Origin of the sequence: Streptomyces sp. 549 (genome assembly GCF_030124175.1) — a bacterium.
Lineage (GTDB): Bacteria > Actinomycetota > Actinomycetes > Streptomycetales > Streptomycetaceae > Streptomyces.
The window spans coordinates 51,650-59,438 of record NZ_JASKMT010000032.1 but is presented as its reverse complement, the minus strand read 5'-3'; the positions used below and the strand labels follow the sequence as shown (position 1 = coordinate 59,438).

6 protein-coding genes and 1 pseudogene are annotated in these 7,789 nt (G+C 73.5%); 6 read left to right on the top strand and 1 reads right to left on the bottom strand.

What is annotated here, in order from left to right:
* The first annotated feature begins 300 nt into the window (after nucleotides 1-300).
* The 4 genes and pseudogenes from QNO07_RS24720 to QNO07_RS24705 all read left to right on the top strand — a co-directional run.
* Nucleotides 301-1,062 carry a DeoR/GlpR family DNA-binding transcription regulator gene (locus QNO07_RS24720; protein ID WP_283994612.1) on the top strand — a complete coding sequence of 254 codons (762 nt, stop codon included), beginning with the start codon at nucleotides 301-303 and terminating at the stop codon, nucleotides 1,060-1,062.
* Nucleotides 1,059-2,012, top strand: coding sequence for a 1-phosphofructokinase (gene pfkB, locus QNO07_RS24715; RefSeq protein ID WP_283994603.1), 954 nt, complete (start codon nucleotides 1,059-1,061; stop codon nucleotides 2,010-2,012). Before QNO07_RS24720 ends, pfkB begins: the two co-directional genes overlap by 4 nt.
* A gap of 85 nt (nucleotides 2,013-2,097) precedes the next feature.
* Nucleotides 2,098-4,116, top strand: coding sequence for a PTS fructose transporter subunit IIABC (locus QNO07_RS24710; RefSeq protein ID WP_283994601.1), 2,019 nt, complete (start codon nucleotides 2,098-2,100; stop codon nucleotides 4,114-4,116).
* Nucleotides 4,117-4,305: 189 nt separating this feature from the next.
* Nucleotides 4,306-5,082, top strand: a pseudogene (locus QNO07_RS24705) (SAM-dependent methyltransferase); the annotation flags it as partial.
* A 364-nt stretch (nucleotides 5,083-5,446) separates the two neighbouring features.
* Here the strand turns inward: QNO07_RS24705 and QNO07_RS24700 are convergent.
* On the bottom strand, nucleotides 5,447-6,790 hold the full coding sequence (locus QNO07_RS24700; protein WP_502961928.1) for a P1 family peptidase: 1,344 nt from the start codon (nucleotides 6,788-6,790) through the stop codon (nucleotides 5,447-5,449).
* 180 nt (nucleotides 6,791-6,970) lie between these two features.
* On the opposite strand from QNO07_RS24700, the gene QNO07_RS24695 reads away from it, so the two are divergent.
* Together QNO07_RS24695 and QNO07_RS24690 are read left to right on the top strand one after the other, a co-directional pair.
* Nucleotides 6,971-7,465: an AMP-binding protein gene (locus QNO07_RS24695; RefSeq protein WP_283994599.1), complete on the top strand. Its 495-nt coding sequence runs from the start codon at nucleotides 6,971-6,973 to the stop codon at nucleotides 7,463-7,465.
* Nucleotides 7,462-7,731, top strand: coding sequence for a hypothetical protein (locus QNO07_RS24690; RefSeq protein WP_283994597.1), 270 nt, complete (start codon nucleotides 7,462-7,464; stop codon nucleotides 7,729-7,731). The genes QNO07_RS24695 and QNO07_RS24690 overlap by 4 nt, the downstream gene beginning before the upstream one ends.
* Nucleotides 7,732-7,789: the final 58 nt, after the last annotated feature.

Sequence of the window (7,789 nt, the reverse complement as noted above, 5' to 3'; positions counted from 1 at the left end):
CGCGCGCGGCTGAAGAGGAAGCAGCTCGCGCCCGGCTCCGGCCGGGCCGCGGCGGCGGGCCCGGTCGACCGGGCCCGGGGCGGAACCGGCCCCGGGGCTTTGTGCTGCCTCTGGGCATGTGCTGCCCCTGGGTTCGGGCTGTCCCTGGGGTCGGGCTGTCCCGGGCGGGGCTGGTGGCGGAGTGGGTCGGTCGGAGTACGCCAGCGGAAATGCATGTCCGAGTCTGTTTACTTTCCCGAAAAGCGGACGTAATGTGAGCACGAATCAACAAGTTCGGACATGGAGCGGACGCAAAACCACATGTACGCACCGGAACGTCAGCAGGAGATCCTCCGCATCGCTCGGGAGAGCGGGCGAGTGGACGTGCTCTCCCTGGCCGCCGAGTTCCAGGTCACCGCCGAGACCGTGCGGCGAGACCTGAAGGCACTCGACCGAGCCGGGCTGGTCCGCCGCGTGCACGGCGGCGCGATACCCGCCGGCCGTTTCGACCTGGAACCCGACCTCAGCGAGCGGGAGGGCACCGCCGCCGACGAGAAGGACCGCATCGCGCGAGCCGCCCTGGACGAGCTGCCCACCGACGGCAGTGTCATCCTCGACGCCGGGACGACCACCGGCCGGCTCGCCGCGGCCTTCCCGCTCGACTCCGCGCTCACCGTCGTCACCCACGCCCTGCCGCTGGCCGCGCGGCTGGCCGACCACCCCACGATCGACCTGCACCTCGTCGGCGGACGGGTCCGGCACCGCACCCGGGCCGCCGTCGACTCCTGGGCGCTGCGCACCTACCGCGAGATCAACGCCGACGTCCTCTTCCTCGCCACCAACGGCTTCTGCGCCGAGGGCGGGCTCACCACGCCCGACCTCGCCGAAGCCGCCGTCAAGCGGCAACTCGTCGACGCCGCCAGGCGGGTCGTCCTGCTGGCCGACTCCGCCAAGTTCGGTCAGCAGCACTTCGCCCGCTTCGGCGACCTCGCCCGCATCGACCTGCTGATCACCGACACCGGCCTCGACCCCGACGACGCCCTCGCCATCGAGCGGCAGGGCACGGAGGTAGCACGGGTATGACCATCCTGACCGTCACCCCCAACCCCAGCCTGGACCGCACCTACGAGATCCCCGCGCTCGACCGCGGTGCCGTGCTGCGGGCCGTCGCCGACCGGGTGGACCCGGGCGGCAAGGGCGTCAACGTCTCACGGGCCGTGTCCGCCGCCGGGCGCCGTACCGTGGCCGTGCTGCCGCTCGGCGGTCCGGAGGGCGCGCTGCTGAGTGCGCTGCTCAGCGAGCAGGGCATCGAGGTCGCCGGAGTGCCCGTGGCCGGTTCGACCCGGGTGAACATCTCCGTCGCCGAACCCGACGGCACCCTCACCAAGATCAACGCAGCCGGGCCGGAACTCTCCGGTACGGAGGCCGAAGCCCTGCTGGAGGCCGTGCGCAGCGGCGCCGCGGCACACGAGGTGACGTGGATCGCCTGCTGCGGCAGCCTGCCGCGCGGCCTCACCTCCCGGTGGTACGCCGAACTCGTCGCCCGGGCCCACCACGCCGGGGCGCGCATCGCGCTCGACACCTCGGGCCCGTCACTGACCGCGGCCCTGCGCGAGGGCCCGGACGTGGTCAAGCCCAACGTCGAGGAGCTGAGCGAAGCCGTCGGGCGCCCGCTCGCCACGATCGGCGACGCGGTCAAGGCCGCCGAGGACGTGCGGACCGCAGGCGCGCACACCGTGCTCGCCAGCCTCGGCGCGGACGGCCAACTGCTGGTCGACGCCGAGGGCACCTGGTTCGGCAGCGCACCCGTCGACACGGTCCGCAGCAACGTCGGCGCCGGGGACGCCTCGCTGGCCGGATTCCTCGCCGCGGGCGGCACCGGACCGCAGGCACTGGCCTCCGCGCTCGCCCACGGCGCCGCCGCAGTGCAACTTCCCGGCAGCCAGATGCCGACGCCTGCGGACCTGCGGCCCGACCGGGTCAGCGTCACCGCCGACGTCCCGTTCGACCGCCCCCTCACCGACGTCCCCTGAGACGTCCACCCACACGTCACCCCCCAACTCCCCGGATCACCCCCGAGTCTCCTTCCGAGACAAGAAGCGCCAACGGAGCCGTGCGATGAGCAACCTGATCACCGCGGATCTGGTCGACCTCGACCTGGCCGCCACCACCAAAGAGGACACCGTTCGCCGTCTCGCCGAACGCATGGTCACGGCCGGCCGGGTCACCGACCTGGACGGCTTCCTGGCCGACGTCGCCGCCCGCGAGGCGCAAATGCCCACCGGCCTGGAGGGCGGCATCGGCATCCCGCACTGCCGGAGCGAACACGTCACCGAGCCGTCCCTGGCCTTCGGCCGTCCCACCGAGCCCGTCGACTTCGGCGCCTCGGACGGACCGGCCGACCTGGTCTTCCTGATCGCCGCCCCCGCCGGGGCCGACAGCGACCACCTGAGCATCCTGTCCGGCCTCGCCCGTTCGCTGATGGACGAGACCTTCACCGGCGCCCTGCGCGCCGTCGACGACCCGGAGCGGGCCGCCGCCCTCATCCGCGGCGAGTCCGAGGAGTCGGAGCCGTCGCAGGCGTCGGAGGAGTCGCAGGAGCTGGAGAAGTCGCAGGCGTCCGCACCGGACGGCGCGGCAGGCGCGGCAGCGAGCCGGCCCTTCCGGATCGTCGCCGTCACCTCCTGCCCCACCGGCATCGCGCACACCTACATGGCCGCCGAGTCGCTGGAGAACGCCGCCCGCGCCGCAGACGTCGAGATCACCGTCGAGACGCAGGGCTCGGCCGGCTTCGACCGGATCGACCCGGCGGTCATCGAGGCCGCCGACGGCGTGATCTTCGCCCACGACGTCGAGGTCCGGGACAAGGGCCGGTTCGCGGGCAAGCCCACCGTCGACGTCGGGGTCAAGGCCGGTATCAACCGGGCCGCCGACCTCATCACCGAGGTACGGGCCAAGGCCGCGCGGGGTGAGACCACCGCCCGCTCGACCGGCGGCTCGCCCGTCGAGGAGACCGGCAGCAACGGCGACGGCTACGGCACCCGGCTGCGCAAGTGGCTGATGACCGGCGTCAGCTACATGGTCCCCTTCGTCGCCGCAGGCGGCCTGCTGATCGCCCTCGCCTTCGCCCTCGGCGGCTACGACATCACCGACGCACCCTCCGTCGCCGAGCAGTTCTCCTGGCTGGACAGTGCCAGCTGGGCCGCTCTGTTCTTCCAGGTCGGCGCCGCCGCCTTCGGCTTCCTGGTGCCGGTGCTCGCCGGCTACATCGCGTACGGAATGGCCGACCGGCCAGGCCTCGTGCCCGGCTTCGTCGGCGGCGCCATCGCGCTCACCATCGAGGCGGGCTTCCTCGGCGGCCTCGTCGCCGGTCTGCTCGCGGGTGCCGTCGTCATGGCCATCCAGCGACTCCCGATCCCCGACGTACTGCGCGGCATCATGCCCGTGGTGGTGATCCCGCTGATCTCCTCGGCGGTCGTCGGCTTCCTGATGTTCGTGCTGGTCGGCAAGCCCATCGCCTCCGCCCAGTCGGCCCTCACCGACTGGCTGAGCGGCCTCAGCGGCGCCAACGCCGTCCTGCTCGGTGCCCTGCTCGGCCTCATGATGTGCTTCGACCTGGGCGGCCCGGTCAACAAGGTCGCCTACACCTTCGCCGCCGGGGGCATCTCCGTCGCCGATCCCAGCGACGGCGCGCTGACGGTCATGGCCGCGGTGATGGCCGCCGGTATGGTCCCGCCGCTGGCCCTGGCGCTCGCCACGACCGTGCGCGGCAAGCTCTTCAACAAGACCGAACGCGACAACGGCAAGGCCGCCTGGGTCCTGGGCGCCTCCTTCATCACCGAGGGCGCCATTCCGTTCGCCGCCGCCGACCCGCTGCGGGTCATCCCGTCCGTCATGGCCGGTGGCGCTGTGACCGGCGCGCTGAGCATGGCGTTCGGCTCCACCCTGCGCGCCCCGCACGGCGGTGCGTTCGTCGTGCCGCTGATCGGCAGCCCGCTGCTGTACCTGGTGGCGATCGCCGTCGGCACCGTCATCAGCGCCACGCTCGTCATCCTGCTCAAGGGCGTCGGCAAGACCGCCCCGGCGACCGTGGCCCCGGCCGAGGCCAAGTCCGCGGAGGCGGCCCTCCCGGCCTGACCCGGGCCGCAGGCGCCACCGAATCCACCACCGCACCGTCCCCGACCGGCCCCCCGCCGGCCGGGGGCGGTGCCGTGGTACTTCCGGTGCGGGGAAGGGCCGGACCGGTGGGCTTTCTCCTCAACAGCGTTGATATGCAGGTCTGTTGAGGCGGAAGAGGGCAGCAGGGACGCCTGCCTCCGAGGCATGATGGCCGTCACCGACGGTCATCCAGGAGGACGTGTGACGGACAAGCAGGCGCCCGAAGTCGACCCCCACGTCGCCCACAACGCACGGGTCTGGAACTACTGGCTCGGCGGCAAGGACAACTACGAGGCCGACCGCCGGGCCGGCGACCACGTGCGGTCGATGTTCCCCGGCATCGTCGACGTGGCCCGAGCCGACCGGCGGTTCCTGACCCGCGCGGTTCGGCACCTCACGGCAGACGCGGGAATCCGGCAGTTCCTCGACATAGGCACCGGTCTGCCCACCGTGGACAACACCCACGAGGTCGCCCAGCGGTCCGCGCCGGAGTCCCGCGTCGTGTACGTCGACAACGACCCGCTCGTGCTCACCCACGCCCGCGCCCTGCTCACCAGCACGCCGCAGGGCCGCACCGCGTACCTCGACGCCGACGCCCACGACCCGGAGGAGATCCTGCGGGCGGCCCGCGCCACGCTGGACTTCGGGCAGCCGGTCGCCGTCATGCTGCTGGGCATCCTCAACTTCGTCCTGGACACCGCCAAAGCGCAGGACATCGCGCGCCAGCTGATGGCCGCAGTGCCCTCCGGCAGCTACCTGGTGCTCACCCACCCCACCACCGACGAGGAACTTGGCGGCGCCTCCCAGGCGGAGGCGATGCGGTTCTGGAACGAGAACGCCACCCCGCCCATCACCGCCCGTACCGGCACCGAGATCCGACGCTTCCTCGACGGGTTGGAGCTGCTGGAGCCCGGTCTGGTGCCCTGCTCACGCTGGCGGGCCGAAGCCATCCCGGGCTCCGAAGCCATCCCGGGCTCCGAAGCCATCCCGGGCTCCGAAGCCACCGCGGGCTCCGAAGCCACCGCGGGCTCCGAAGCCACCCGGGGCCCGGCGTCCGCCACCGGGGCCGGCCGGGCACCCGGTGCCGGGGCAGCCGAACCGGTGGGCGGGACTCCGGTCGGTGTCGGGGACGTGCCGCACGTCGTACCGCAGTACGGCGCGGTCGCCCGCAAACCCTGACCGGCCCAGGTCCCGGGCCCTTCTCCCGTCCCGGGCCCTTCTCCGGTCCCGGCGCTGTTCCGGTCCGGGAGGTCGTGATCGCTGGGGGCGGGGACGCTGGGGTCGGGGTCGCCGGGGTATCGGGAGGAGGTCAGAGCTGCGGGCCCCCCTCACGTCCGTAGAGGTCGCGGTAGGAGGGGAAGACGCCGCCGGGCCCGGTCACCGACTCGGCGGCGAGCACGGCCTTGACGACGGCCCGGGTCAGCGTGTCGGCGGCTGCGGCCAGCAGGTCGTTCACCTCCCCGGGACCGACCACGACCCCGGGGGACGTGACCGGAGCGGCTCCCGGGGCTGTACGGGCATCCCGAGCGGCTGTGTTCGGCGCCACTTCAGGGCCCCCGCCCCCGCCCCCCTCCCCCTCTCGCCCCTCCGCCGGTGCACTGACCGCCGCCGCGTCACCCGCACCCGCACCCGTACCCGCGTCACCGGCACCCGCCGCGTCACCGGCACCCGCAGCGCTCGCCGGGTCGCCCATCGCCGGCACCGGGCCGCCCGCCACTCGGCCGCCCGTGGCCGCGGGGGCGTCCGGCGCTTGGTGGGTGCCGGTGGCCAGGGCGAAGACGGTGTCGCCGTCGTACATCAGGTGCACGGGACGGATCGCACGAGCCAGCCCGTCGTGCGCGGTTCCCGCCAGCTTCTGCACCTGCGCCTTCGACAGCGCGGCGTCGGTGGCGACGACGGCCAGCGTCGTGTTCAGTGGTGAGGGGTCCGAGGCCTCCACCGCCTCGGCCAGCCGCCGCTGCGCCTCCGCATGCCGGTCCGCAGCCGGGCGCACCGCACTACCGTCGACCAGCTCCCCGTACAGGGCCCCGGAGCCGGGTTCGACGACCGAGCCGACTGCGTTCACCACCACGAGTACGCCGACCACCGCGCCCGACTTCACCACGGTGCTTGCCGTGCCTACTCCGCCCTTCAGCCCACCGGCCACCGCCCCCGTTCCCGCTCCGACGTTGCCCTGCTCGGGCACCCCGTCCGCCGTTGCCACCCGCTGCTTCGCCGCCCGCATCGCCGCCTCCCGGCCGAGCGCGGCGTCCGGACGTGCCTGCCAGTCCCCACCGCGCCCCAGGTCGAAGAGGCAGGCGGCGGGCACCACCGGGACCACCTGGTGCGGTTGCGGGCCAACCCGCACTCCTCGGCCCTGTTCCTCCAGCCAGGCCGCCACGCCCGTCACCGCGTCCAGGCCGAAGGCGCTGCCTCCGGTGAGCACCACCGAGTCGATGCGCTGCACCAGGTTGCGGGGGTCGAGCGCGTCCGTCTCCCGGGTGCCTGGGCCGCCGCCCCGCACGTCCACGGCCGCGACCGCGCCGCCCTGCGGCGCGAGTACAACGGTGGTGCCCGTCAGGGCCCCGTCCTCCTTTCTCTGTGCGTGCCCGACCCGCATGCCGGGTACGTCCGTCAGCGCGTCCTGCGATGTCCTGCCCTGTGTGTCAGCCACAGGACATGGGTACCAGTCCGCGGCCCGCGTCGTCAGCACGCGTCGGCCCGCCGCCGCCCCCGCGTCGGGGTGGGCGCGCGGCCCGCCTGCGCGGCCCGTGTTGTGTTGGCGGCGGCCCAAGCCGCCCCCGTCCAGCGGACGTTGATCAGACGTTCATCGGCTCCGGGAAAGGTACGACACATGTCGGTCGATCAGCGCCACACCTCCGGTCAGCCCGTCCCGCTCCGCAGGCTCACGCCTGCCGAGCCGCCGCAGGCGGAGTTCATCCACCTGCGCCTCGTCGACCAGGCCCGGCGGGCGGCGGGTGTGCTCTCCGCGCTCGGTACCGGGTCGGGGGAGCGGGTGGCGGCTCTGCTGCCGATGGTGCCCGAGTCGGTCGCCGTCACCATGGCCTGCGGCCGGTTGGACGCACTGCGGGTGTCGTTGGGCGTGGAGGACCACGTGGAGCCGTTGCGGGAACGGATTCGGGAGTCGGGCGCGCGCGTGGTGGTGACCGCGGACGCCATGCGGCTGGGTGATCGCAGCTATCCGGCCAAGGCGATGATCGACCGGGCGGTCATCGGCTGCCCCGCTGTGCGGACCGTGCTCGTGGTGCACCGCCTGGGGCGGCCTGTGCCGTGGCGGCCCGGACGTGACCGGTGGTGGCACGAGGCGCTCGATACCCTGGAGCCATGAGCGAACCCGCCCGAACCGACCGTCCGGCCCCGGACTCGGCATCGCAGACCCCCGCATCGCAGATCTCCGAAGCGCAGACCTCCGCTGGGGCCGAGGCGCAGGGTGAGCCGTCGCAGCCAGAGGCCAAGCGGGCCGCGCTCGACTTCGGAGACCCGCTGAGCCAGCAGTCCTCGGACGACAGCGACAGCGGCTGGGGAGAACGCCCGGCGAGCAGTGCGGGAGACCTGGCCCGGTTCCTGGACGAGAAGCCCCCGCACCACATCTGACCCCGGCCGCACCCAGCGGTCGGATGCCGGCGGCTGACGGCGTGCGGCCCGAGAGGGC